Here is a 23,133-nt window from a genome sequence, read left to right on the forward strand (position 1 = left end):
AATTGATTTTATATCCTATTGAATACTCCTGATATTTGAATCAACAAATAACAAAAACAACAATAAAAAATTAAAATTATGGAACCGCTAAAAAACATGATTGAAGAAAAAATTTCAAAAAAGGATTCGAACACAAGAAATCCTTTCAAACCTACAGGAGCCTTCATTGGCGCATCGTGGACAGCGCTATTGGTAGGAACTATTGGTTACTGTGTGGGGTTATGGAATGCGACTATGGCGCTCAATGAAAAGGGATATTATTTTACCATTCTATTGTTTGCCCTATTTGCTGTTATTTCTGTTCAAAAAAGTGTAAGAGATAAAGCTGAAGGGCTTGCTGTCACCGAACTTTACTATGGTCTAAGTTGGTTCGCAACAATTGCTGCGGTAGTCTTATTGATTATCGGATTATGGAATGCTGATCTGCTACTGAGCGAAAAAGGATTCTACGCCATGTCTTTTTCACTAAGTATATTCTCTGCGATCGCCGTTCAGAAAAATACACGGGATGCTAAACTTATTGATGACAACGAGATAAAACTTTAGCGGTTTGCCGATCCTGTGGCCGCTGGCTGCCATGCCGCAGGATCTATTGTAAATCATTAAAGGGAACAAAAAGGGACTGTATTGAAAAGCAGATTTGACAAATGAAGCTAAGATATATGTCCCTTTTCCTTTGCTTATTTATTGCTATTTCTTTGCTTATTCTAGGCCGTTTCTTCGAAGCTTCTTTGGGCTTTCTAGGGACTTTCCTTGGGTTTTCTTTGCCGTTTCTTTGCTGTTTCTTTGGTGTTTCTTTGGTGTTTCTTTGGTGTTTCTCTGCTATAATGGCAATAAAACAGGCTTCAAACGGCAAAGAAATAGCAAGCCAAGTAGCATGCTGGTCCCAGCAAGGTGTTAAGGAATACCGACAAAACAGCCTCAAAGTCAAGAAAACAAATGCAACAAGACGAATTGTGTTTAGTCTTGTTTTATTGCATTTTATACTCCTCAATTTTCCGGTACAATGTTGCTACACCGATCTCCAGCAATCGTGCAGCTTCGGCTTTATTCCCATTTGTGTGTTGCAATACACGCTGAATGTGTTGACGTTCTATATTTGCCATAGAGAAACCGGAAGACAGCGCTTGTTCCGATTTCAAACTATTCATTCCAAAAGGAAGACTGCTCAGATCAAGCTGCCCATCTTCACTCAGTATGACACTACGTTCAATCACATTTTTCAATTCACGGATATTTCCCCGCCAAGGATTTCGTTCAAGAGCAGCAACAAATTCAGCCGTCATTTTTAGCGGTTTGATATTCGATTTTACCGCAAAAATATCTGCGTAATATTGAGCCAGCAAGCGAATATCCTCAATACGCTCACGTAGGGGTGGTAGTTGAATTGTAAATACGGACAATCTATAAAATAAATCGCTTCTAAAATGTTCTGAATCGATTTCAGCTTCAAGGTCTCGATTTGTTGCAGCGATAATACGGACATCCACTTTCGTCGGCTTGGAATCACCTACTTTTAAAAATTCACCGGTCTCCAGTACACGCAGAATTTTGGCTTGGAGTTCAATCGCCATCTCACCGATCTCATCCAAAAAAATAGTTCCCAAATGAGCCTCTTCGAATAGACCACGCTGGTCCTTTGTCGCTCCTGTAAAAGCCCCTGCTTTATGTCCAAACAGTTCATTTTCCAACAGATCTTTTGTGAAAGCCGCACAATTAATAGCGACAAAACTACGCTCCTTGCGTGGGCTGGCCTGATGAATCGCTTGTGCAAATACCTCTTTACCTGTCCCTGTTTCCCCTGTTAACAGGACCGTCGTACTTGTTACGGATACCTTTTGCGCAAGCGCAATAGCCGATTTAATCGCAACAGAACTTCCTATAATTTTGTCAAATGAAAGCCTATTACCTAATTGCTTTTCCAACTGTCTTACCCTGCGCGCTAATGCTACTTTCTCACAGGCTTTATAGAGTAAAGGAATAATCCGGTTGTTGTCATCACCTTTGGTAATGTACTCAAAAGCACCATTTTTAATCGCCTGAACTCCATCCGGAATATTACCATAGGCAGTCAATAATATGATTTCAACAATTGGATAGCGCTCCTTAATCAATTTCGCAGTCTCCACACCGTTGCCATCAGGCAACTTAACATCGCATAATACTACATCGACGTCGAAAATATCAAGCTTTTTCAAACCAGATTTGATATCAGCAGCTTCGATTACTTCAAAACCCTCCAAGCTGATGATCTTAGCAAGCAGTTTACGAAGCTTCTCTTCGTCATCAATAATAAGTATTTTATTCACCATGTTTTTTTTCAAAATTACGATTTGTTCAACGCAAATAGCAATAATTTACATTCAAAATTTGGGGCACTATTACACAAATATATGTTTAAACATTAAGGGATTTGACTATAGATAAAAACAGTTGTTTTGAGATTAGAAATAAACTGGTATATTTGTGGCTCTTAAACTCGAATAAAAACTGTATGTAAGATTAAGATTCTTTAGAGCGTAATAAATACCAACGGTAAATAACTTACCGAAATGGCCTGTTTTTAACATTATAAAGAATTTTAGCATGATTTCATTACAACAGATATCCTATATACATCCGAATAAAGATTTATTGTTTGAAAACATAAGTCTAACAATCAACTCACACGAGAAAATAGCATTAATTGGCAACAACGGTGTTGGTAAATCAACATTATTACGCCTGATCGCCGGAGATCTATTACCCACAACAGGCGGTATGCATAGTGATACCCGCCCTTTTTATGTGCCACAAATTACCGGACAATACAATGATTTAACGGTCGCACAGGCTCTTGGTATTGACAAAAAACTAAATGCTTTTTATGCCATCTTAGCGGGCAATGCCTCTGAGGAAAATTTTAATATCCTTCAAGATGACTGGACGCTGGAAGAACGCTGCCAAGAGGCTTTTGGATATTGGAATTTGCCTGAAATTCATTTGACGCAGAAAATGTCGGATCTCAGTGGTGGCCAAAAGGCAAAAGTTTTGTTGGCAGGGATCCAAATTCACGAATGTGAGCTTATCCTGTTGGATGAGCCCAGCAATCACCTGGATATTGACAGTAAAAAGCTGCTTTATCAATGGATACAGTCTTCAAAACAAACCATCGTTGTTGTCAGCCATGACCGAACACTGCTCAATCTATTGGAGGACACACTAGAAATGACGCCGAGGGGTATAAAACGATACGGTGGAAACTATGCATTTTATGAATCTCAAAAAGAAATAGAACGCTATGCACTAGAACAGGATATCCATCATCAGGAAAAAGCGATCAAAATAGCCAAAGAGAAAGAAAGAGAGACGATTGAACGGCAAAACAGATTAAACAATCGTGGTCAAAAAAAACAGGAAAAAGCAGGTGTTGCCCGGATCATGATGAATACACTACGGAATAATGCCGAAAAAAGTACGGCCAAAATCAAAAGTGTCCATCAGGACAAAATTGGAGACATGAAATCCAATCTGCAAGAACTTAGAGGTACGAAAGCGGCCTTAGATGAAATGAAAATTGATTTAGGAAACAGCGACTTCCCACGCGGAAAAAGTATGATAAAAGCGACCAAAATCAATTTCAAATACAATACAGATGAGCTTTGGCAGGAAAATATCGATCTGCAAATATTCAGCGGGGAGCGTATTATCTTGCAGGGAAAAAACGGTTCCGGTAAAACCACATTGATCAAAATTCTGTTAGGTCAGCTCTCCCCCTCTCAAGGTCAGGTTGAGCGACAGCGCTTTAGCGCTATCTATCTCGACCAGGAGTATTCGCTTATTGATCTCCGGTTGAGTGTTTATGAGCAGGCTCAATATTATAATAGTGAATCGCTACCAGAACATGAGATCAAAATCAGACTCAACCGCTTTTTATTTGGGAAGGATGACTGGGACAAGCCTTGTCGACTTTTAAGTGGTGGCGAAAAAATGCGCCTGATCCTATGCTGCTTAACGATTAGACAACAGGCTCCGGATCTTATTGTATTAGATGAACCGACCAATAATCTGGATATTCAAAACATTCGTATCCTTACCCGAGCGATTCAACATTATAAAGGCACGCTTCTTGTCATCTCCCATGATGAAGTGTTTCAAGATGATATCGGCATAGACAGAACGATCAGCTTAAAAAATTAGGTAAAACAAAAAAAGCCGATATTTCTGATGCACTGATATCGGCTCAATTTTTATCTCAGCATACTCAACCAATCGAGTCTCATTCCAGCGAACTACACATTGTTTTGTAACAATCTCCTATTCTTTATTTGGAATAATGCTAAAACGATAAATTAAATTGAAAAAAAATAAAATTTTATCAATATATTCACGATGATTTTAAACATGAAACAATAACCATCAATTAGTTGAACCTTCCCGCAGATATAGCATTTCTCAAAAAATGTATCTCGCAGACTTTTCAATTAATTACTCAATTTAATTATGTCAAATTATCAAATTAAAGAGAATCCCGAATTGTTTGACGCTATCGTCGTAGGCTCAGGTGCAGGTGGAGGTATGGCCGGATATATCCTCGCACATGCGGGTCTCAAAGTATTGATGCTGGAGGCTGGCCCATTTTACGATCCCGCAAAAGATTCGTTGCAGTTACGTTGGCCTTGGGAATCACCCCGGAGAGGAGCTGGTACCACACGACCTTTTGGCGATTTCGATGCGGCCTTTGGTGGCTGGCAAATCGAAGGAGAACCTTACAGTAAAGTTAGTGGAACCGAATTCGAATGGTTCAGAGCAAGGATGCTTGGTGGTAGAACCAATCACTGGGGCCGCATTTCATTACGTATGGGTCCAGATGATTTCAAACCGAAAGATGGTACCACCGATGAATGGCCTATCACTTATGATGAAGTCAAACCATTTTATGATCGCGTGGACCGTATGATCGGTATTTATGGTACAGCCGAGGGTATCCATAATGAACCTGATGGTATTTTTATGAAACCTCCTAAGCCTCGTCTTAATGAACTATATATTGCAAAAGGGGCTAAGAAAGCGGGTGTACCTGTCATTCCGGGACGGGGTGCCGTGCTAACCGAAGTATCCAAAGATATTAAAGACCGAGGCACTTGTTTCTACTGTGGCCAATGTGGTCGTGCATGTAAAGTATATGGTGATTTCTCATCCTCATCCTGCTTGGTCATTCCTGCGATGAAAACAGGGAATTTAAAGGTAATCGACAATGCAATGGTACGGGAAGTATTGACCAACGACGAAGGGTTGGCTATCGGTGTGTCCTATGTTGACACAAAAGATTTACAGGAATATACGGTAAAAGGAAAAACTGTAATTCTTGGAGCCAGCGCCTGTGAAAGCGCCCGGATTATGTTAAATTCAAAATCTAAAGCACATCCGGGTGGTGTGGGTAACAGCAGCGGCTTGGTCGGTAGGTACCTCCATGACTCCACTGGAGCCAGTCTCTCTGGTTATTTGCCACAATTACTCGACCGCAAAAGATATAACGAAGACGGCGTTGGAAGTGTCCATATCTATTCGCCCTGGTGGGAAGACAACGCGAAACTGAATTTCCCGAGAGGATACCATATTGAATATGGTGGCGGTCTGCATATGCCTTCTTATGGATTCCTAAATTGGGTACCAAAGGTAAATGACGCCGGAAAAGGTGGCGATGGAAAAACAAAACCAAAGGGTGGATATGGCTCAGCGCTTAAAGAAGACTACCGTAGTTACTATGGCGCAAATGTTGGTATGGCTGGACGTGGCACTGCATTGGCAAGAAAAGATAACTACTGTGAAATCGACCCGAGCCAAGTTGATAAATTTGGTATCCCTGTACTCCGTTTCAATTATAAATGGGCAAATGAAGAAATCGCCCAAGCAAAGCATATGCAGGAGACATTCCAATCTATTATGCATGAAATGGGTGCTGTCATCACATCAAAGATTCCAGGTGCGGACACCTTATATGGTTTGGAGGCTCCCGGAAAAATTATTCACGAAGGTGGCACCACTAGAATGGGTAACGATCCGAAAACCTCGGTATTAAACAAATGGGGGCAGGCACATGACTGTAAAAACCTCTATGTGGTCGATGCGGGCCCATTTGTACAACAAGGGGATAAAAACCTGACATGGACAATTTTAGCGCTATCAATGCGTACCGCAGAATATATATTGCAGGAAAAGAAAAAATTAAATGGTTAAAGCATGAATAGAAGAGAATCGCTAAAAGCATTAGGCTTTATTGCTGCTGGATCAGGTCTTTTAACCGCAGCTTGTAACACAAAAGACGCAAAAAATACAACAGCCGCAAATGCAGATAAACTATCCGGTGTCCAAGATTTTGAATATGAACGGACAGCACGGCTAAAAGAGGAAAAGTTTTTTGATGAACATGAAATGGCAACAATTACCGTTTTAGCCGACATCATTATTCCAAAGGACAGCAAATCAGGCAGCGCTTCCGAGGCAGGTGTTCCGGATTTTATCGAGTTTATAGTAAAGGATTTGCCCGACAATAAAATCCCGATGCGCGGTGGACTACGCTGGCTCGATCTTCAGACCAAAAGACGACATGGTAATGTATTTATAAAATGCGACACAAAGGATCAGCTTGCGCTCATTGATGAAATTGCCTATCCTGAGTTGGCAAAACCTGAAATGCAGCAAGGAGCAGCCTTTTTTTCATTGATACGCAACCTGACGTCTTCTGGATTCTATACCAGCGAAATTGGCATCAAAGATATCGGATATGCCGGCAACAAACCAGGCGTATGGAATGGTGTTCCGGACGATGTACTGAAAGAACATGGTTTTGATCCAACTAAATTCTTTGGATAAAAAAAATCCTTTCCAGCTTTTGGAAAGGATTTTTTTATCCTGTACACAATATCGAAGTGACAGCTATTTATCCAATTTTCATTATTGTACGGGTGTAACCTCAGTCGGCTCTGGAGCTTTGTCGATCAATTCCATAAATTGATCCAACTTAGGTGTAATAATAATCTGTGTTCTCCGGTTGCGTTGTTTTCCAAGAGCCGTTGAATTGTCAGCTACAGGATTATACTCTCCCCTACCACCGGCTGTCAGTCGCTTCGGATCAACACCGTACTTGGTCTGTAACGCCTGAACGACAGAAGACGCCCGCAATGTACTTAAATCCCAATTATTCCGAATATTTGGTTTCGAAATCGGGTCTGTATCCGTATTACCTTCTATCAGCACTTCATAATCTCTATAATCTTGAATAATCTTCGCTATTTTGCTTAAAGTCATATCAGCACGATCACTGATTTCATAACTTCCAGACTTGTATAGCATATTATCTGCAAGTGAAATATAAACGACACCTTTTAACACCTGCACATCAACCTCCTGTAATTCCTCACGACTCAGTGAGCGGGTCAGATTATTTGTCAATACCAAATTCAACGAGTCAGACTTGTTCTTGGTCTCAACAAGGTGTTTAATGTATTTATTTGAAGCATTGATTTCATCAACAAGCTTGGAAATATTGACATTTCCCTGTGAGTTTTGATTGATACTCTTATCCAAAGAACCCTGCAACGCAGCATAAGCAGCTTTAAGATCAGCATTATTTTGCCGTTCTGAAGCTAACTGATCTTCCAAACTCTTAATTCTTGTCCGACTTTCAGTCAATTGAAGCTGACTATCCTGATATTGTGTCTGCAGATTTTTATACTCTGTCTGCAAACCTATATATGTTTTTTTACTGACACCACATCCCGTAAAAAATAAGCTTGCGGTCAGTATGGACATCGGAAAAACTATATTCTTCATAGCATTCTAATTTTGTAGATGTTGAATTAATTCGTTGAACCAAGATAAAGCAATATTTCAGCCAAAAAAATAGGATCCTATCGAATTAACATCCTTTAACGTCTATTGTGCCAACTCCTTTAATTCTACATTAGTGAATATCTGCTCACCTTTCAAATAAGGATTAGCTCCTTTCAGATAATTGTAAATAATTGATTTCGCCTCTTCATTGGGCAACTTATGCAGGTTTTTGACCAAGAAGTTTTTGTCTTCTATGATATTATCTTTATAACCCAAAAAAGACGGCGCATGGACCTGTACACTCCATCGAATAAACCTTGCTTCGATATGATTGGGGTTATCTTTGATCAACTCCTCCAGATGCTTTTTACCTTCTTTAAATTGGCTTACTTTTTTAAATGGATTGCCCATGTGTTTTGCTATTAATATCTCATAGGCGGCACGATAGACCTTCTCTGTAGTGGATTTAGCCCCGTCATCGAGTACTTCAAAATTACGTTCACACAGATCCTCGTCCTTTACTGCCTCCGCATAATCTTTCCGGATCTTATCAATATTCAGCTGCTGTCCCAGTCCCATCTTTGCTATGGTAAATAGAAATACTGTCAATACTATTCGTGTCATCATAATTATAAATCAGGCTTTTTCAAAAAATTCATTTTCCGACTTAAATTACTAAAAAAATCGAATTCAAATATTAATTTTCAATTATCATACCACAAAGCCTAAAATCTCTTGTCATCATATCACTACAGGAGGCTTTTTCCTCGCTAAATTTCTTTACAAAAGGATATTTTTAACCCATTTTTGCGCCATGAAATTAGCATTAAAAACAAGCCCCGTATGGTTCAAAGTAAGTCTATCCATTCTTTTTGGAATTCTATTGGGTTGTCTCTTGGGTGAAATGGTTTTCAAACTTCTACAGTCTTAACCTACACTCAGCTGGGACAAAGGAAAAGACCTACAACCTGTATGTCTTTTTCAGAGAAATCTTGTCGTCATCCTTGCTTAGAATAGAATTATTTTTAGTATATTGCTTATACCAATATAAATTTAAAGTGAGCTATGGAGACAAAAGCGGAGTATCAGATTTGGGACACTATCGTCAATAGTGCAAAAACTAAATTCGATTATAAGCATATTCGTGCTATGTTCAAAAAGGAAGATGATGAAATAACCGATAAATTTCTATTCCATATTATCGCAGGATTTGCCTGTGGAGAAAATCACCAGACTATCTCAACAAACTTGTTCAATGAATTGCAAAGCATCAATTTTGAATGCAATGAACAACAGATTGATAAGTTCATTGCAGACAAACATGTTAAGTTTAGCCCTGAGATCTACGCAACCTACCTCGCATTTTCAATGTTAGAAGATGGTGAGGATATTGATAATATTACCGAAGTCATTGAAAATCTACTACAAATAGACAAATAATATTTTTTAGAGGTATCGTTTAATTTTGGCTAAAAACTTATATTCGTATACAAATTACGCCTAAGTTATGCGCCATTTTTTAACGCTATTTTTAATATTTTGTTTTTGTTCGAACATCTTCGGACAGAATTTCGATTTTGGTAAGGTCGCTATTTCAGATTTCTCGACTACAGCACTCGATAGCAATGCAAATGCTATTGTGCTAAAAGAATTTGGGCAAAGCTCAGTTTTCGTTGATGACTATGATCATCGCATAAAATTAATGCACGAATACCATGTCCTCATTCGTATAAATAATAAGGAGGGTTTTAAAAAAGCTAATTTCGAGATCCCGTCCTATAAAAGAGGAAGTTATATCCGTGACTACTTAGACGAATTGAAGGCTGTTACTTACAATTTGGAAAACGGACAGATCATTCGAACAGAACTTGAAAATAAAAAGGTTTTTAAAGAAAATTACTCTACTTACCTCGATCTGAACAAATTCACGCTTCCAAATATTAAAGAAGGATCCATCATAGAAGTTTCTTATCGAACCCTCGAACAGGATCTATTTAATTTTAAGACATGGGAATTTCAGGATGATATCCCCAAATTACAAAGCCAATATATCGCTATCATACCAGCATCTTTTACCTATAATGTGGTATTACGTGGCCCCTATAGACTTGATGACCAAAAAAAGGGAGAAGTTTTGAAGGAATATCTTTTTTTGGATGGAGTAAGAATGGATTGTTCAAAGCTCACCTATACGATGTCCAATATTCCGGCTTTTGTTGAAGAAGACTTTATGACTTCTCCCAAAAATTTTAAATCCGCCATATATTACGAACTCGAGTCCATATTTTATCCAAGCACTGGTGTCAAAAAAACATTTAGTAAAACATGGAAAGATGTTGACACAGAATTAATGAATGAAAAGACCTTTGGTGGACAATTCAAAAAAACAGATCTATTCAAAACTACGTTGTCAACGCTTTTATCTCCGAATGATTCAAAATTGGTAAAGGCCAACAAAATCTACGATTACATCAAGAAACAGATAAAATGGAATAACTATCTTGGAAAATATTCGGAAAATGGAATAGAAAAAGCCTTAGAAAAAAGAACTGGTAATATTGGTGATATAAATTTATCGCTGATTACTGCCCTACAGGCTGCGGATTTAGATGCTTATCCAATTATTTTATCGACAAGACGAAATGGTAACCCAAATTCGCTATTTCCTGTATTATCTGATTTTGACTATGTAATCGCCTGCGTGGACATCGATGGAATCAAATACAAATTGGACGCATCGAATAGCTATCTTCCCTTTGGCTCATTGCCATTGCAATGTCTCAATGAGCGTGGCAGAATCATATACTCCAAAAAGAGTTCAGATTGGTTCCCCCTAGCCTCCGAGGAGATATCCGAACAATACTATACGCTGACGGGCGTACTGAATGACAAAGGTCAAATTAAGGGTACACTGATCATCAGTAGTCAAGGTAATAAAGCGCTCTTAAAAAGGCAACATATAGCCAAATTCAACTCACTCGAAGAATATTGGGAAAAACTGGATGAAGAGATGCCCAACATCAGTTTTACCAATGCCAAAATTGAACATCTTAACGAACTCGATCAGGTACTAAACGAGACGTATGATATTACGTTAGATGTTAATAAACAGCAAGAAAACAACATATTATCGCTTGCTCCAAACGTCATCGATCGCATTTCCTATAATCCGTTCAAAATTCAAGACCGCACTTATCCGGTAGATATGGGATTTAAGTCTAAGCTCCAATACAATATCCAACTGGAAATCCCCGAACAATACGAGGTAACCGATAAACCACAAAATGTATCTTTGGCTCTTCCGGAGTCCGCTGCAAGATATAAATACATCACACAGCTAACAGGCACCAAACTAGAGGTTATGGGGAGTCTTAGTTTTAATAAACCAATATTTACGGTAGACGAATATTTCTCTTTAAAAGAGCTTTATTCACGTATTATACAACAGCAGAAATTAGACATTAGATTAACCACAAAAAAATGAAAACGTTATTTGCCAATTTAGCCTATTTCCTGATTCCAATTGCTTCAATTGCTCAGGAAAACTACGATATTGCCCAGATTCCGGGCGCACTAAAAAGTCGGGCAGTAGCAACAGTAAGAAATGATAAAACTGTAGTAGAAGTAAAATCCCCTGAGCAGGTCACTGAAACCGTTACACGTGTCATTACCGTTTATAATAAAAACGGGGATTACTATGCCGCTCTTCCGATACATTATAACAAATCAAATGAGATCAAAAGCATAAAGGGTGCGATCTATAATGAAATGGGGATATTGCAGAAAAAAATTGCAACCAAGGATTTTAAAGATGTAAGTGCAGTCGACAACAGTACAATGTTTGCTGATTCGAGGATGAAGGTCTATATCCCGGATTATCATAGCTACCCCTATACCATCGAATATCAATACGAAGTAAGGCATAAACAAAACTTAATCATTCCTTCATGGACTCCTGAAGTTTCAAACAATGTATCCGTTGAAAAAAGCAGTTACCAATTTATCACTCCGATCGGTAGCGAATTCCGTATCGAGTCAAAAAACTATAAAGGTAATATCAAAGAGGAGAAAACCGACAAAACAGTCAGTAAAACATGGAATGCAGAACAAATTCCAGCTAAAAAAGAGGAATCTTATAGTCCCAATCCCAATCTGAAAAGAACAAGTGTATTGATCGTTCCCAAAAACTTTGTCTATTATGGAAAAGAAGGCAATTTTAGCGACTGGAAAGAGTACGGTGACTGGTTTTCAACTAAATTATTAAGCAAAAAGCAAGATCTTACTGAAGCCTCAAAGCAGAAGTTCATATCACTTACAAAGAACGCCTCATCGGATCAAGAAAAAGCGAAGATCCTCTATGACTATTTGCAAAAAAACACGAGATACATCAGTATTCAGATTGGAATTGGTGGACTTGAGCCTTTCCCGGCCTCTGAGGTTGACCGTTTAGGTTATGGTGACTGTAAAGCCTTGGTCAATTATATGGGAAGCATGTTATCTGCTGTAGGTATACCATCTTACTACTGTATGGTTGAGGCGGGTAAACGTAAGGAGAATTTTCATAAAACATTTGCAAATGTACAAGATGGAAACCATGCAATCCTATGCCTGCCATTCAAAAATGATACGACCTGGCTCGAATGTACCAGCCAGAACCTCCCTTTTGGATTCCTAAGCAATTTTACAGATGACAGAGATGTCATTGCCTGTACCGAAAATGGCGGCGTGATTATGCATACGCCCAAATATAGCAATGCCATCAATCTCCAGCTCCGTAACGCCGAGCTTAGCCTATCCGATGATGGGAGTATAAAAGGCTCCTTAAACACCAAATTTTATGGTACGCAGTATGAAAATCATATGGAAATTCTTTTGGCAAGCAATAATGAGAAAACTAAACTGCTGGCAGAATATTATAATATCGACAACATTAATTTTGAACAGGTAAAATACACCGAACACAAACAAGATAAACCATTTATTGAAGAGAATTTGTCAATTTCCATTAAAAACTATGCGGTAAAAAACGGCAATAAGATGCTGATTCAGCCCAATATTTTCAATACACAATCCAGCATATCTGAGAATAAAAACCGTACAGAAGATATTTTTATAGAACGTGGATTTGTAGACATTGACAGCATTAGCATTGCACTGCCAAATAACATTTTAAAAACAATAACTCCCGAACAAAAGGTGATCGAAAAACCATTTGGTAAATATGAATTTAAGTCGGAGATAAAAGGAAATAAACTTTTCACCTATAGAAAATTGGAGTTCTTCGAAGGAAATTATCCTGCAAGCAACTATGAGGATTTCTTTCAGTTTCATAAAGAAGTGAGTGGTTCCGATAAAGGACGTTATAATCTGAGCATATTGTAATATCATCTTAAAATATTTACCGGAATATGAAAGTTGCCAAACAATCAAATAAAGCAATTATTGTATATTAGCCAAATGACAGAATACGCGGCAATTTTTGATATGGACGGGGTTATAAGCCACACAAATCCCTTTCATGCAGAAGCTTTCAGAGCTTTTTTTAAAAACCATAACGTACAGCAGGCTACTGAAGAAGAATTCGAACAGCATATGTATGGCAAGCACAACAGCTATATCATGCAACATTTTTTTCAACGTCCGATCTCTCCTGAAGAATTGCGTACGCTTGAATTTGAAAAAGAGCAGCTTTTTAGGGTAATCTATAAAGAACATGTTGCTCCTATTAAAGGCTTGATCGAATTTCTGAAAGACTTAAAAGACAAGGGCTTCAAACTTGCGGTGGCAACATCGGCTCCTAAAGAAAATATGGATCTGATTTTGGATGAACTAAAGATACGGGATCTTTTCTCATCAACTTTGAGCAGTGAAGATGTCAAACTTCACAAACCTCATCCCGAAGTTTATTTGAAATCAGCGGAAAACCTAGGTATGCAAATTGAAAAATGCATTGTGTTTGAAGATTCTTTTTCGGGCATTACGGCGGCCAAAAATGCAGGAATGAAGGTCGTTGCTGTGTTATCAACCCACAAAAAAGAAGAACTCCCTGTTAGCGACACATATATTAGAAACTATACTGAAATTTCAGTAGCTAATGTGAAAGCAATATTGCAATAGAAGCTCCGCTTAAAAAAAATGATCGCTTAATTGACACGAGGATCATTTCAACAGTGTTTCTTCGATTAAATACAAAGAACCTATTACAAAGGTTATAAAAAAATAAGGGCTTCTTTTAGAAGCCCTTATTTTTGCTAGTCTCTTTTGAGACCAAACTTTTCAATCTTACTATAGAGATGACTCCGTTGTATATCCAGATCATCTGCAGTCTTGGAAACATTCCAGTTATTTTTCTCCAATTTATATTTTATAAATTCTTTTTCCGCATGATCCTTATAATCTTGGAATGAGTCAAATGAATCCATATCTAGGCCATAATTCACCGTCCCCTTTTCCTGGGCAATTCCATTTACCGGTTCACGTGAAGGATTAGCAAATGCGACAACATCCTTATCGGTAATCGATTTATCACTCAAAATAATAAGTCGTTCAATCATATTACGCAATTCACGAATATTTCCTGTCCATGGAAGATGGCTTAATTCTCTCATCGCTGCATTTGTAATTTCCTTTACAGGAATACCATATTCCATACATATTTCTTCACAAAAGTTTGTTGAAAGCAATGGAATATCATCAACACGATCTATCAGCGCTGGCACATGGATTAAAATCACCGAGAGGCGATGATATAAGTCCATTCTAAAATTGCCGTCTTCAATTTCCTTAAGCAGATCTTTATTAGTCGCAGCTACAACACGTACATTGACATCAATTTCTTTGTCACCACCAACTCTAGTTATTTTATGTTCCTGTAAAGCACGCAAGACTTTAGCTTGAGCGGAAAGGCTCATATCCCCTATCTCGTCCAAAAACAATGTCCCGCCACTCGCCTGCTCAAATTTACCGATACGTTGTTTAATTGCCGAAGTAAAGGATCCTTTTTCATGTCCAAACAATTCTGATTCGATCAATTCCGAAGGAATAGCGGCACAGTTTACTTCAATCAATGGCGCTTGTGAACGATTTGATTTCTCATGCAACCAACGAGCCACAAGTTCTTTACCTGAACCATTTGCACCGGTAATCAGTACTCTTGCTTCTGTTGGAGCCACACGATCTATCGTCTCTTTGATGCGTTTAATTGCACCAGACTCCCCCAATATATCTTTGGTCTTTGAACTGCTGACCTTACGTTTTAATACTTTGGTTTCAGTGACAAGAGAACTTTTATCCAATGCATTCCGAACCGTAATGAGCAATCGATTTAAATCCAGTGGTTTTTCCAAAAAGTCAAAAGCTCCCTTTTTTGCTGCCTCAACCGCGGTTTCAATCGTTCCATGGCCAGAGATCATTATAAAAGGAATATCTGGGCTACTCTGATGTGCCTCAGATAACACTTCCATCCCGTCCATATTATTCATCTTGATATCACAAAGAACCAAGTTGACCTTTTCTTTTTTTAAGATCTCCAATCCATCACGACCATTGTCAACATCTAAAATCGTATAATCTTCGTATTCTAAGATATCACGCAAAGAGCTTCTGATGGCGCGTTCATCGTCAATGATTAAAATTGTACTCATAAATTCAGCGTTATGCTATTTTCAATTACGGAAATCAATATAAGGTTTTTTTAGCAATTAGCGAAAAAGAAGCAAACCTTGTAAGCCGGGTTCTGTAGACCACCGAAGTGGAATTTCTATCATTTATCTAGATTTGTCATCGCTGACAAACTCAATCAACCTACCCATTACGAATTCCAATAAATTGAAAGAAGACGAGCAGCCTTCGGATTTCGCAACCTATTTGGTCTTTCAACACACGAGGTTTACCGTAATATATGTTACCATACAAGACCGTAAGCTCTTACCTTACGTTTTCACCCTTACTCCGAAAAGCGGTATATTTTCTGTGGCACTTTCTGTCTGCTATTTAAAATAACATCCTTCCCGTTAGGAAGCGTGTCGCTCTATGTTGCCCGGACTTTCCTCTCCTCCCAAAAAGAGAGCAGCGATAGAACCAGTTTGCTTCTGCGCAAAAGTAGCGATTTTACTTGGATAAACAGCCAATTTCTTTACAATTTCAACAAGCTGGGCACCGGGCTCTAAAGATTACAAAAATTACGCAACACTCTTGCGTAGATAACATAAAGTTTTTGTATTTTCATCTAAAACTTGCTTCAACAAAACATGGCATTAAACAAACTCGCACTGATCCGCTACAAAACAATAGATAACTGTCTTCGATTAAGACATCGCAAGTGGACTTTAGAAGACTTAATGGAAAAGGTTTCTGATGCTCTCTATGAGTTTGAAGGCATCAAAAATGGTATAAGTAAACGCACTGTTCAGGGCGATATACAGTTGATGCGAAGTAATAAATTAGGTTATAATGCGCCTATTGTTGTCACACATCGTAAGTTTTATACTTACGAAGATCCAAACTATAGTATAAGCAACTCGCCTATTTCAGTCGGCGATATGCAAAAAATGAAGGAAGCTGTAGAGGTCTTAAAACATGTCAGCGGCTTCTCGAGTTTTGATGAAATGAGCGATATTGTCGCACGCCTTGAGGATAGTATTCATACAAAAAAAGACAATCAACCTTCCATTATCCAAATGGAGAGCAATAATCTATTGAAAGGCTTATCGTTTATTAGCCAGCTTCATCAGGCCATTCGCGAAAAAACACCGCTTCTGATAGGCTATCAATCTTTTAAAGCACTACAAAAACAAGATCTGGTATTCTCTCCCTACCTATTAAAAGAATATCGTAACCGTTGGTTTCTCATTGGGCACCACAGAAAAAGCGAAGGATTATTGACACTTGCTTTAGATCGGATAGAAACAATAGAGGAAATGGGAAAAAATTCGTATAAAGATTATACAGGGGTAGATTTTGAACGTTACTATTCCGACACGATTGGAGTCACAAAAACGCATAAAGATCGTGGTCATCGTGTTATTCTGGAAATAAATGCAAGAAATGCTCCTTATGTAGAAACCAAGCCTATCCACCCCTCTCAGCAGATCCTGGATAAAAAAGACGACGGCTCCCTATTAATCCGTATCGATGTTGTCCTAAACTTTGAATTGGAGCGGGAAATTTTAGGGTTTGGCGAAGCGATCAAGGTGATTGCGCCACGTAATTTACAGAGCCGGATAAAGCAACGTTTGATTGCGGCAGCTCAATTATATCCCGATCGGTCGGAAAAGTCAACGGATACGGCATAGAATCACTGAGCTTCTAACTCTCTTTCGTAAAAGTCTGGATCTAATCATATCAAGCTTCTGATCGATCCTCCATTCAGCTTCAAAACATTTTTCAGTAAACCAGAGATTGATCTGAAACGTATAGGCTGTATTGTTAGTAAACAGGTAGCCATTGTATTTGTAAAACACCGCTGCACTGCAACCAACTGATATCGGGTTTATGGACTCTAAATAGCTTGCGCTATCGCATAACCACTTGCCCAGGCCCATTGGAAATTATATCCCCCAAGCCAGCCCGTAACATCGACAGTCTCACCTCCAAAATAAAGACCGGGTATTTTCTTGGATTCTAATGTTTTGCCCTGCAGTTCCGCCGTAGCAACACCGCCACGCATCACCTCAGCTTTATCATAGCCCTTATCACCTGCAGGTTTGACCTTAAAACGGTGAACCGTATCTACAATCGACTTCGCATCAGCTTTGCTCAAAGATGCTATTTTGATATCCAATGTGAGGAATTTGCCAAGCGCATCCACCAGTTTTCGACTAAAATAGTCATTCAGCAATTGTGAGACCAATCGCTTCCCCCCCTGCTGCCGCTCTTCCTTGATCAACTGTTCCAGATTAAAATTTGGAAGCAAGTCTATCGTAATCTCCTGTCCCGGTTTCCAATAGCTTGATATTTGAAGAATTGCTGGACCGCTCAACCCCCAATGCGTAAACAATATATTCTCTTCGAAAGACATATTGGCTGTGGATACTTTCGAAAACACCGAATTGCCAGCTAGAGAAGTATACCAATCCGCATCTTTACCGGTAATTGTCAATGGTACCAGTGCTGGTGCGGTTTTCACAATTTCTAGTTCAAACTGCTTTGCAACACGTAATCCAAAATCAGAAGCGCCTAGTTTTTGAACTGGCAGTCCTCCCGAGGCAATCACCAGTTTCTTAGTTTCATATTGAAACGCACCTTTTGAGTTCTCTACCTGAACGACAAATCCATTGGTGCTCTTTTCCACGGATTTCACAAGCGTATTGAGCGCTATATCCTGTTCAGTTTCATAAAGAATTTTCGAAAATATCGCAACGATATCTTTGGCTTTATTGGTTTCGGGAAACAGCTGTCCTAAGGTTTTTTCCTGTCCTTTAATACCGTATGCTTCGAAAAAATCGATGGTATCCTCGACGGTCCATTGCTTAAATATGCCGTGCAAAAAATCTGGATTTTCAGAGATAAAATTAGCAATTGTAGTTCCGGTATTTGTGTAATTGCATCTTCCACCACCTGAAATCAAGATCTTTGCCCCTACCTTATCATTACGCTCCAATAGCAAGGTTTTCTTTCCCAGCAATCCTGCCTGTGCTGCACACATTAAACCACAGGCACCACCGCCAATGATAATAGCATCGTATATATTCACAGTCCTATATTAATAAGCAATCAATTGATATTCAGTCGAAATGACCCTTCGCTCAGATTGACTCTGATAGCCAAGCTCGATGATACGGATTACATCTCGAGCCTGCTCCGGTGAAGCGATTAAGGTAGCTTGCCCTAAAATAGTATCTGCAACATTTTGATAAAAATCAGGATATGAGCCACGTTCCGACGCAATAATTTCCTCTACATCTCTGCCGTCTTCGACAATGTTTAGTTTACCATAAATACTTGGATCCTCTTCGCCCCAATTTGAGTCTTCATCGGGGAACTTACCATCACGCAATAATGCTTCCTGGGGGTCAACGCCATTTTTCACAAAATTGCCATTCATACCAAAAAGGCGATATCGTGGTGTTGGTTCTTTCGCAAGCATTGATCCTTTTAGCGAAACTCTCAGGCTATCGTAGTACAAGATGCAGTCAAAATTGTCAATGGTCTTTGCATGATCACGTTGTATGGCAAGATCTGCAAATACAGCATTCGGCTTTCCAAATAACTGCAAAGCCTGATCGATCAGATGCGGTCCTAGATCGTAAAATATACCCGATCCAGGCAGATTTTCCTCACGCCAGGCATTTGGTCGCAAATAATTCCGGAAACGGTCAAATCTCGATTCCAGAGTTACGATCCTACCCAATCGTCCACCTTCTATGATTTTTACGAGTGTACGGAAATCCGAAGTAAATCTCAAATTATGATAAGGGGCAAGCACCAAATTCTTTTCTTTCGCTAAGGCGATCAACTCATCTGCTTGTTCTACCGTATTTGTAAACGGTTTTTCAACAACGACATGTTTTCCGGCCTCCAATGCACGTTTTGCCAATGGATAATGCATATCGTTAGAAGTCGCAACCACGACCAGCTCGATCGTATCATCAGCAAAAATTTCATCAGCAGACAAAGCGATTTCAGCTTGCGGAAAACGCTCTTTCAATAACACCTGTTGCTCAGCCTTACGCGCAGTAACCTTTACAAGTTCAAATGCCGCAATCGAGCGCATGACAGGAGCATGAAAAACCTGTCCCGAAATACCAAAGCCTATAAGGCCAACACGGATCTTCCTCATATCGTTACATTCTTTCTGGTACACATATCCCCAACAAACCCATTCCCTTGGCGATAACTTTCGCTGCAGCGGCGGACAGATGTAATCTAAAATTCTTTACATCATTGGCTTCGGCTTTCAATATGCTCTCTTCGTGATAAAATTTATTATATAATTTGGCAACCTCGTAAATATAATTTGCCAATTGCGCCGGACTAAATTCTTGTGCAGATGCCTCAATAGTTTCAGGAAATGCTCCCAACTGCTGAATCAAATCACGTTCATAAGGCGAAATGGATGTCAGTACCGAAACAGGGTTATCGGCATCAAATTCAGCTTTACTCAATACAGATTTAATACGTGCATGTGTGTATTGGATAAAAGGCCCAGTATGGCCCTGAAAATCTACAGATTCGTTTGGATCAAACAATAGACGTTTCTTTGGATCTACTTTCAATAAAAAGTACTTCAATGCTCCCATCCCTATGGTATTATAAAGTGCAGCCTTGGCGTCTTCGGCTAGACCTTCGGTTTTCCCCAGTTCTTCTGTACGCTCCTGTGCTGTTTTAAGCATTTCGTCCATTAAATCATCAGCATCCACCACTGTTCCTTCACGTGATTTCATTTTACCTGAAGGTAAGTCAACCATGCCATAAGATAAGTGGAACAAACCGTCAGCCCATGATTTACCCAACTTTTTGAGAATCAAAAACAAAACCTTGAAATGGTAATCTTGCTCATTACCGACAACGTAAATAGATTCACTCATTTTGAACTCATCATATTTCAGTTGCGCAGTACCTAAATCCTGTGTAATATAAACTGAAGTACCATCGCCACGGAGCACCAATTTTTGGTCCAATCCTTCATCTGTGAGATCTATCCAAACGGAGTTGTCCTCTTTTTTAAAGAAAACACCTTTGTCCAATCCTTCCTGAATAATATCTTTCCCTAAAAGATAGGTATCGGATTCGTAATAATATTTATCAAAGTCTACGCCCAATTGCTTATAGGTTTTTTCAAAACCAGCATAAACCCAGCCGTTCATCGTTTTCCAAAGCGTAATAACCTCTTCGTCTCCTGCCTCCCATTTTTGAAGCATAGACTGAGCCTCCTTCATCAGTGGAGCATTCTTTTTTGCTTCATCTTCTGACTGCCCTTCAGCTTTCAATGCCTCAATTTCTTTCTTATATTCCTTATCGAAGACTACATAGTATTTTCCTACAAGGTGGTCACCTTTCATTCCAGTAGATTCAGGCGTTTCTCCGGCACCGAATTTCCGCCAAGCCAGCATGGATTTACAAATATGTATACCACGATCGTTCACCAAATTTGCCTTGATGACTTCGTAACCATAAGCTTTCAAGATTTCAGCAACAGAATAACCTAACAGATTATTTCGGATATGCCCCAAATGCAATGGTTTATTGGTATTTGGCGAAGAATATTCAACCATCAATTTCTTTCCATTCGCTGGGAAAACACCAAAATCTTTGGCAACAATCGTTTTGTTCAACAAGGAAACCCAATAGTCGTCGGAAAGCACAATATTCAAAAAGCCTTTTATCACATTGAAGTCCGATATTTCAGTTATATGCTGTTGCAAATAGGTACCGATTTCTTTACCAGTTTGCTCTGGAGACAATTTCGAAAAGCGAGTTACGGGAAAAGTTACGATTGTAATCTGCCCTTCAAACTCCTTTCGAGTCGCTTGTAAAGCAATTTGATGTTCTAAAATATCTGCATTGTAAAGCGCTTTAACAGCCTGTACAGTGACTTCAACAAGTCGCCTTTGAATAGAATTTGCCATTTAATGATTTTGTAAATTTTACAACTTCCTGATAGTGAACTGGAAATAAATAACATTCCTTATTTAGGTATTCACCATTAAAGTATATCTTTGCAAAAATAATAAAAAATGCAGAGCTATCAGGAATTTCTTGACTTAAGTGTTGGTTTTCCGCAAGACGGATTCGAAATCATCGACGACGAATTGTATTTCCACGATTTGAATTTAATGGAAATGATAGAAACGTACGGTACGCCGTTACGTTTTACTTATTTGCCTATCGTCAGCAAAAAAATTCAACAAGCGAAAATCTTGTTTCAGACCGCAATTCTGAAGCATAACTATCGCGGAACTTACAAATACTGTTATTGTACCAAATCTTCCCATTTCAAGCATATCGTAGAAGAAGCCTTGAAAAATGACATCCACCTTGAAACCTCGTCTGCGTTTGACATGCCGATGATTGATTCATTGGAGAGACAAGGTACCGTAACAAAAGACATCACAGTCATCTGTAATGGATTTAAAACCTATCAGTATAAACAGTATATTGTTGATATGATCCATGATGGATATAAAAATATTATACCGGTACTGGACAACAAAGAAGAGTTCAACCTCTATGATGATGAAATTGAATTGGATGAACCTTGTGCGCTGGGTATTCGCATAGCTTCGGAGGAACAGCCTGATTCTCAATTTTACACGTCAAGACTGGGTATTCGTCAAGAAGATGTTGTAGAATTCTATAACAACAAAATAGCGGACAATCCCAACTTCAAAGTAAAACTACTTCACTTCTTTATCAATTCGGGGATATCAGACACGCCATATTACTGGAATGAGCTGGAGAAATACGTTACCCTCTATTGTAAATTCAAAAAGATAAATCCTGATTTAGATACGTTGGATATCGGTGGTGGAATGCCTTTTAAAGATTCATTGGTACACGATTTTGATTATGAATACATGGTCAACGAAATCGTCAACCGGATTAAACAAATCTGTGCACACCACGAAGTAATGGAACCAGATATCATTACAGAATTTGGCAAATACACCGTTGCTGAAGCATCGGGCATCCTTTACAAAGTACTTGGACGTAAGCAACAAAATGACCGCGAGCGCTGGTTTATGATTGATGGATCTTTCATTACAAACCTACCTGACGTTTGGGCATTGAACCAAAAATATATTCTATTACCAATCAACAACTGGGATTCGGAATACGAACGTGTCAATTTGGGGGGAATTACTTGTGATGGCCAAGATTATTACAATCAGGAAGCACATATGAACTCTGTTTTTATGCCTAAAACACGTAAAGTACAATATTTAGGATTCTTCCATACTGGAGCTTACCAAGATGTATTGAGTGGATACGGTGGAATTCATCATTGCCTACTCCCTTCACCTAAACATGTTTTGGTGCGTAGAAATAGAGATGAGACTTTCAACTACGAAGTATTTGGAGAGGAACAAAATTCCAAGCAAGTCATGAAGCTACTAGGTTATCAATAAGATATCCCATCTAAAAAAAGATACCATAAATTGTAATGTATCTTTTTAGAAAGAAGATATGCCAATCAATCATAGAGAGAAAGGTCTCGATCTTAGGATCGAGACCTTTTCTTTTAAGCAGCTCCCTACTTTTTCCAATCATTTGCAATCTAAGTTCCCTTTGTCAATCAAACGAAACTGACAGCATATAACCTCATAACAAGTTATCATTTAACAGGGACTTCACTCGGACCCGACAGGGACCTCATTC

The 23,133-nt window shown here is 38.9% G+C and carries 17 protein-coding genes and 1 other RNA gene; 10 read left to right on the forward strand and 8 right to left on the reverse strand.

The window, feature by feature from the left end; all coding sequences use genetic code 11:
• Positions 1-78: 78 nt before the first annotated feature.
• Entirely contained in the window at positions 79-546 is a 468-nt protein-coding gene (gene yiaA, locus ABFX33_RS20105; RefSeq protein ID WP_120260653.1) for an inner membrane protein YiaA, read from the forward strand.
• A 425-nt stretch (positions 547-971) separates the two neighbouring features.
• On the opposite strand, the gene ABFX33_RS20110 is transcribed toward yiaA, so the two are convergent.
• On the reverse strand, positions 972-2,312 hold the full coding sequence (locus tag ABFX33_RS20110) for a sigma-54-dependent transcriptional regulator (RefSeq protein ID WP_257092018.1): 1,341 nt from the start codon (positions 2,310-2,312) through the stop codon (positions 972-974).
• Between the two features lie 274 nt (positions 2,313-2,586).
• Here ABFX33_RS20110 and ABFX33_RS20115 point away from each other — a divergent pair, with 274 nt between their 5' ends.
• From ABFX33_RS20115 to ABFX33_RS20125, 3 genes are all read left to right on the forward strand, one after another.
• Complete coding sequence (locus tag ABFX33_RS20115; protein WP_346087787.1) at positions 2,587-4,179, forward strand: ABC-F family ATP-binding cassette domain-containing protein; 1,593 nt, start codon at positions 2,587-2,589, stop codon at positions 4,177-4,179.
• 303 nt (positions 4,180-4,482) lie between these two features.
• The gene (locus ABFX33_RS20120; RefSeq protein WP_346087789.1) at positions 4,483-6,219 is read left to right on the forward strand and encodes a GMC family oxidoreductase; all 1,737 of its coding nucleotides are present in this window, start codon (positions 4,483-4,485) and stop codon (positions 6,217-6,219) included.
• Positions 6,220-6,222: 3 nt separating this feature from the next.
• Entirely contained in the window at positions 6,223-6,855 is a 633-nt protein-coding gene (locus ABFX33_RS20125) for a gluconate 2-dehydrogenase subunit 3 family protein (protein WP_346087791.1), read from the forward strand.
• A gap of 81 nt (positions 6,856-6,936) precedes the next feature.
• Here ABFX33_RS20125 and ABFX33_RS20130 read toward each other — a convergent pair whose 3' ends face one another.
• Entirely contained in the window at positions 6,937-7,815 is an 879-nt protein-coding gene (locus ABFX33_RS20130) for an OmpA/MotB family protein (RefSeq protein WP_346087793.1), read from the reverse strand.
• A gap of 102 nt (positions 7,816-7,917) precedes the next feature.
• Entirely contained in the window at positions 7,918-8,442 is a 525-nt protein-coding gene (locus ABFX33_RS20135) for a hypothetical protein (RefSeq protein ID WP_346087794.1), read from the reverse strand.
• Between the two features lie 438 nt (positions 8,443-8,880).
• Between ABFX33_RS20135 and ABFX33_RS20140 the strand changes: the two genes are divergently transcribed.
• The 4 genes from ABFX33_RS20140 to ABFX33_RS20155 all read left to right on the forward strand — a co-directional run bounded on the left by ABFX33_RS20140 (position 8,881) and on the right by ABFX33_RS20155 (position 13,932).
• Positions 8,881-9,255, forward strand: a complete 375-nt coding sequence (locus tag ABFX33_RS20140) for a hypothetical protein (protein WP_257092029.1) — start codon at positions 8,881-8,883, stop codon at positions 9,253-9,255.
• A gap of 67 nt (positions 9,256-9,322) precedes the next feature.
• Positions 9,323-11,299, forward strand: a complete 1,977-nt coding sequence (locus ABFX33_RS20145) for a DUF3857 domain-containing protein (protein ID WP_346087796.1) — start codon at positions 9,323-9,325, stop codon at positions 11,297-11,299.
• Positions 11,296-13,197, forward strand: coding sequence for a DUF3857 domain-containing transglutaminase family protein (locus ABFX33_RS20150; protein WP_346087798.1), 1,902 nt, complete (start codon positions 11,296-11,298; stop codon positions 13,195-13,197). Before ABFX33_RS20145 ends, ABFX33_RS20150 begins: the two co-directional genes overlap by 4 nt.
• 75 nt (positions 13,198-13,272) lie before the next feature.
• Complete coding sequence (locus tag ABFX33_RS20155) at positions 13,273-13,932, forward strand: HAD family hydrolase (protein WP_346087799.1); 660 nt, start codon at positions 13,273-13,275, stop codon at positions 13,930-13,932.
• 134 nt (positions 13,933-14,066) lie between these two features.
• Here the strand turns inward: ABFX33_RS20155 and ABFX33_RS20160 are convergent, their stop codons facing one another.
• The gene (locus ABFX33_RS20160; RefSeq protein WP_346087801.1) at positions 14,067-15,458 is read right to left on the reverse strand and encodes a sigma-54-dependent transcriptional regulator; all 1,392 of its coding nucleotides are present in this window, start codon (positions 15,456-15,458) and stop codon (positions 14,067-14,069) included.
• Positions 15,459-15,523: 65 nt separating this feature from the next.
• An RNA gene (rnpB, locus tag ABFX33_RS20165) (RNase P RNA component class A) lies at positions 15,524-15,905 on the reverse strand.
• A gap of 159 nt (positions 15,906-16,064) precedes the next feature.
• On the opposite strand from rnpB, the gene ABFX33_RS20170 reads away from it, so the two are divergent.
• Positions 16,065-17,108: a helix-turn-helix transcriptional regulator gene (locus ABFX33_RS20170; RefSeq protein WP_346087802.1), complete on the forward strand. Its 1,044-nt coding sequence runs from the start codon at positions 16,065-16,067 to the stop codon at positions 17,106-17,108.
• A gap of 206 nt (positions 17,109-17,314) precedes the next feature.
• On the opposite strand, the gene ABFX33_RS20175 is transcribed toward ABFX33_RS20170, so the two are convergent.
• The 3 genes from ABFX33_RS20175 to argS are packed head-to-tail and all read right to left on the reverse strand — an operon-like array spanning position 17,315 to position 21,383.
• Positions 17,315-18,502 carry a BaiN/RdsA family NAD(P)/FAD-dependent oxidoreductase gene (locus ABFX33_RS20175; protein ID WP_428835659.1) on the reverse strand — a complete coding sequence of 396 codons (1,188 nt, stop codon included), beginning with the start codon at positions 18,500-18,502 and terminating at the stop codon, positions 17,315-17,317.
• Between the two features lie 15 nt (positions 18,503-18,517).
• On the reverse strand, positions 18,518-19,594 hold the full coding sequence (locus ABFX33_RS20180; RefSeq protein ID WP_346087805.1) for an oxidoreductase: 1,077 nt from the start codon (positions 19,592-19,594) through the stop codon (positions 18,518-18,520).
• Between the two features lie 4 nt (positions 19,595-19,598).
• Positions 19,599-21,383: an arginine--tRNA ligase gene (gene argS, locus ABFX33_RS20185; RefSeq protein ID WP_346087807.1), complete on the reverse strand. Its 1,785-nt coding sequence runs from the start codon at positions 21,381-21,383 to the stop codon at positions 19,599-19,601.
• A 108-nt stretch (positions 21,384-21,491) separates the two neighbouring features.
• Here argS and ABFX33_RS20190 point away from each other — a divergent pair, with 108 nt between their 5' ends.
• Positions 21,492-22,883 (forward strand): arginine decarboxylase, encoded by a 1,392-nt coding sequence (locus ABFX33_RS20190; protein WP_077432517.1) that lies wholly within the window; start codon positions 21,492-21,494, stop codon positions 22,881-22,883.
• The last annotated feature ends 250 nt before the right edge of the window (positions 22,884-23,133 follow it).

The sequence above is a fragment of the Sphingobacterium ginsenosidimutans genome (assembly GCF_039536865.1).
Classification (GTDB): domain Bacteria; phylum Bacteroidota; class Bacteroidia; order Sphingobacteriales; family Sphingobacteriaceae; genus Sphingobacterium; species Sphingobacterium detergens.

What these genes read in the sequence shown, in the direction of transcription:
- ABFX33_RS20170 (WP_346087802.1), top strand. Translation starts at nt 16,065, where the DNA reads ATGGCATTAAACAAACTCGCACTGATCCGCTACAAAACAATAGATAAC.
- ABFX33_RS20190 (WP_077432517.1), top strand. Translation starts at nt 21,492, where the DNA reads ATGCAGAGCTATCAGGAATTTCTTGACTTAAGTGTTGGTTTTCCGCAA.
- argS (WP_346087807.1), bottom strand. Translation starts at nt 21,383, where the DNA reads ATGGCAAATTCTATTCAAAGGCGACTTGTTGAAGTCACTGTACAGGCT.
- ABFX33_RS20155 (WP_346087799.1), top strand. Translation starts at nt 13,273, where the DNA reads ATGACAGAATACGCGGCAATTTTTGATATGGACGGGGTTATAAGCCAC.
- ABFX33_RS20125 (WP_346087791.1), top strand. Translation starts at nt 6,223, where the DNA reads ATGAATAGAAGAGAATCGCTAAAAGCATTAGGCTTTATTGCTGCTGGA.
- yiaA (WP_120260653.1), top strand. Translation starts at nt 79, where the DNA reads ATGGAACCGCTAAAAAACATGATTGAAGAAAAAATTTCAAAAAAGGAT.
- ABFX33_RS20145 (WP_346087796.1), top strand. Translation starts at nt 9,323, where the DNA reads ATGCGCCATTTTTTAACGCTATTTTTAATATTTTGTTTTTGTTCGAAC.
- ABFX33_RS20150 (WP_346087798.1), top strand. Translation starts at nt 11,296, where the DNA reads ATGAAAACGTTATTTGCCAATTTAGCCTATTTCCTGATTCCAATTGCT.
- ABFX33_RS20180 (WP_346087805.1), bottom strand. Translation starts at nt 19,594, where the DNA reads ATGAGGAAGATCCGTGTTGGCCTTATAGGCTTTGGTATTTCGGGACAG.
- ABFX33_RS20130 (WP_346087793.1), bottom strand. Translation starts at nt 7,815, where the DNA reads ATGAAGAATATAGTTTTTCCGATGTCCATACTGACCGCAAGCTTATTT.
- ABFX33_RS20160 (WP_346087801.1), bottom strand. Translation starts at nt 15,458, where the DNA reads ATGAGTACAATTTTAATCATTGACGATGAACGCGCCATCAGAAGCTCT.
- ABFX33_RS20115 (WP_346087787.1), top strand. Translation starts at nt 2,587, where the DNA reads ATGATTTCATTACAACAGATATCCTATATACATCCGAATAAAGATTTA.
- ABFX33_RS20135 (WP_346087794.1), bottom strand. Translation starts at nt 8,442, where the DNA reads ATGATGACACGAATAGTATTGACAGTATTTCTATTTACCATAGCAAAG.
- ABFX33_RS20110 (WP_257092018.1), bottom strand. Translation starts at nt 2,312, where the DNA reads ATGGTGAATAAAATACTTATTATTGATGACGAAGAGAAGCTTCGTAAA.
- ABFX33_RS20140 (WP_257092029.1), top strand. Translation starts at nt 8,881, where the DNA reads ATGGAGACAAAAGCGGAGTATCAGATTTGGGACACTATCGTCAATAGT.
- ABFX33_RS20120 (WP_346087789.1), top strand. Translation starts at nt 4,483, where the DNA reads ATGTCAAATTATCAAATTAAAGAGAATCCCGAATTGTTTGACGCTATC.